Source organism: Alcanivorax sp. HI0083 (assembly GCF_001635175.1).
On the sequence record NZ_LWFX01001597.1, the window covers coordinates 1 to 2,807 of the forward strand.

The window sequence follows — 2,807 nt, forward strand, 5'->3', positions numbered from 1 at the left end:
CTTCACCGACCCCCAGGTGGCCACCGTCGGCCTGACGGAAGCCGAGGCCATCGAGCAAGGCTTCAGCGTCGATACCCGCGAGCTGGACCTGGAAAACGTGCCGCGTGCGCTGGTGAATTTCGACACCGGTGGTTTCATCAAGCTGGTGGCCGAACGCGACTCGGGCCGGTTGCTGGGGGTGCAGGCGGTGGCGGGGGAAGCCGGTGAGCTGATCCAGACGGCGGTGATGGCGCTACGCGCACGCATGACCGTACACGACATCGCCAATGAGCTATTTCCCTACCTGACCATGGTGGAAGGGCTCAAGCTCTGTGCCCAGACTTTCACCAAGGATGTGACGCAGTTGTCCTGCTGTGCCGGGTGAACGATATGAGCGCGACCGTGGTGCCACTGGGCGGCGGCACCACGGGTTTTGGGCATGGACACCACAGGGAGCTCTGTCACGATGAACACGACACTACCCGATTGCGGGATGATGGGGGCGATGGGCTGGATAATGCCAGTGATCGGAATTGCCCTACTATTGCTGCTGGTCCTGGGCATCGCCTGTTTGGTGAAGTATCTGCTCTCTAGCAAGTGAGCGTACTGAGCGAGCCATCAACCAGCTAATCCGTTGTGGGTTGAGTTTGTCGGCCACCTTTCTCTCTCGCATACCAACCAGATAATCCGGATACCCGATTAAAGTTGAACGGGCTGAGCAAACCCCGTGGAACTTGATCACGGTCAACAGATCACGGATGAAGTCGCTTAAGGCGCCAGCTATGGCAAAATAGCCCCTACTCGAGGCTCCACGCCGATGGCCTAGGATTGCATGCCCAAAGATCCGGTAGGCAGGTATTTCCGTGCCCAGCTTCTCCTTCATCGTGGTTTTGACGTCGATTTCGATCAGCACCCCGAAGCAGTTATCCGTGAGAGACTGACGCGCTCGTTTGTCAACCGCCTCAAAATCAGCATCTTCTATGGTTCGATCAATAGTGTACGGCACCAGCTATTATTACTTAGGGCCAAGCTTGATAACTCGCAGGCGCAATGCATTCACAATCACGCTGAAAGACGACAGCGACATTGCAGCAGCCGCGAAGATCGGTGAAAGCAGTATCCCGAAGAACGGGTACAAAACCCCCGCCGCAATCGGAACGCCCGCGGAGTTGTACACAAAAGCAAAGAACAGGTTCTGTCGGATATTGCGCATGGTCGCCAGCGACAGACGACGCGCTTCTACAATACCCATCAAGTCGCCGCGCAGCAGCGTAATGCCCGCGCTTTCGATGGCCACATCTGTGCCGGTGCCCATGGCCACCCCCACGTCCGCCGTTGCCAATGCAGGCGCGTCGTTAACGCCATCACCCGCCATCACGACAACACCCCCTTCATCTTTCAGACGCTGGACGATCTTGCCCTTATCTTCCGGCAGTACCTCCGCTTCCACTTCATCGATATGCAATTTGCGAGCAACCGCCTCGGCCGAGGTGTAGTTATCGCCAGTCAGCATGACCACTCGAATGCCGCCTTTTTGCAGCGCGACAATAGCAGCGTGGGTCGTTCTCTTGATGGGATCGGAGATGGCCAACAGCCCAGCGATTTTTCCATCGACGGCGGCAAAAATCACGGTAGCACCATCTTTGCGATGCTCGTCGGCATCGCTGTCAAATTTAGTGGTGTCGACATTCTCCGACTCCATGAGAAGACGATTACCAAGCAGCACCCGCTTGCCGTCGATTTTTCCTGTTACCCCTTTACCGTTGGGAGAATCGAAGTCTTCCGCATCCGGCAGCTTCAGCTCCATGCCCTTGGCTTTGTCCAGAATGGCGTGGGCCAGTGGATGCTCACTGCCTTTCTCGAGTCCGCCCGCAAAACGCATCAAAGCATCGTCATCGTACCCATTCGCTGTAACAATTCGGGTGATTTGTGGCTGCCCCTCTGTCAACGTGCCGGTCTTATCCACTACCACCGTATCTACCTTTTCCATGCGTTCAAGGGCTTCCGCATCGCGGATCAGCACACCACTTTGGGCGCCGCGGCCAACACCTACCATGATCGACATCGGCGTTGCCAGACCCAGTGCGCAAGGGCAGGCAATGATCAGAACACTGACCGCCGCAATCAGCCCGAACGCCATGGGCGGTGTCGGCCCAAGGAATGACCAGGCTATAAAGGCAACAATGGCAATTAGGATCACGGTGGGCACAAACCAGCTCGCCACCTTATCGGCAAGCCCCTGGATCGGTGCGCGGCTGCGTTGGGCGCTGGCCACCATCTGCACGATTTGGGAAAGCATGGTGTCCCGGCCAACCTTGTCGGCCCGCATGATAAAGCTGCCCTGTTGGTTAATACTGCCGCCAATCACTTGGTCGCCAGACTTTTTGCTGACTGCAAGAGGCTCACCGGTCACCATGGACTCATCCACGTTGGAGCTGCCTTCAAGTAACTCACCGTCCAGCGGCACCTTGTCCCCCGGGCGCACTCGCAGGCGATCACCCACCTTGACCTGATCCAGCGACACATCGGACTCGTCGCCCTGGTCATCCAGCTTTCGGGCCGTCGCCGGTGCCAGATCCAGCAGCGCCTTGATCGCGCCCGAGGTTTTCTCCCGGGCCCGCAGTTCAAGCACCTGGCCTAACAGAACCAGCACCACGATGACCGCAGCCGCCTCGAAGTAGACGGCGACAGAACCGTCTTCCTGCCGAAAGGCGTCGGGGAAAATCTGGGGCGCCAGTGTCGCCACCAGGCTGTAGATCAGCGCCACGCCAGTACCAATGGCAATGAGCGTGAACATGTTCAGATTGCGGCTGACGACGGACTTCCAG

The 2,807-nt window shown here is 57.9% G+C and carries 2 protein-coding genes and 1 pseudogene; 1 reads left to right on the forward strand and 2 read right to left on the reverse strand.

Annotation, left to right across the window (positions count from 1 at the left end):
• Positions 1 to 364 (forward strand): annotated as a pseudogene (locus tag A3754_RS23750) (mercuric reductase); the annotation flags it as partial.
• Positions 365 to 520: 156 nt separating this feature from the next.
• Here A3754_RS23750 and A3754_RS28195 read toward each other — a convergent pair.
• Positions 521 to 985 (reverse strand): hypothetical protein, encoded by a 465-nt coding sequence (locus A3754_RS28195; protein ID WP_062817351.1) that lies wholly within the window; start codon positions 983 to 985, stop codon positions 521 to 523.
• 9 nt (positions 986 to 994) lie between these two features.
• Positions 995 to 2,807: copper-translocating P-type ATPase (locus tag A3754_RS23760; protein WP_063521524.1), on the reverse strand; the 1,813-nt coding region annotated here is incomplete at its 5' end.